Raw genomic sequence first — 245 nt, 5'->3', positions numbered from 1 at the left:
GAGAAGGACTGGGTGTACTGTATCCTTCACGAACTTTCGCACCACCTGCATTTCGAGTTCTTGTCGGGCTCCAAGCTGGAAGGTTCGTGGGTGCGGCTCTATAACAAGAGCATCAAGGTCACGACCGTTAAAAAGGAAGACAGTCAGCGACTACTCGATGATCTGCTGGGGCAGGAATCGCGCCCCTCGGACTTCCGTGGCCAGCTCGGTGAGGATGATGCGGAAGCCTTCAAGTGGATTCTGAA

Annotated in this window: 1 protein-coding gene; it reads left to right on the top strand. The window is 54.3% G+C overall.

The genetic code is table 11. The features are described from left to right. The coding region (locus tag AC1RO3_RS09355; protein WP_481764145.1) for a hypothetical protein at positions 1 to 245 on the top strand (245 nt) is incomplete at both ends.

This window comes from Dellaglioa sp. CoH-57-MRSF-19 (assembly GCF_056781975.1).
Note: the sequence above shows the minus strand (reverse complement) of the source record. Positions and strands in the feature narration are given on the sequence as shown.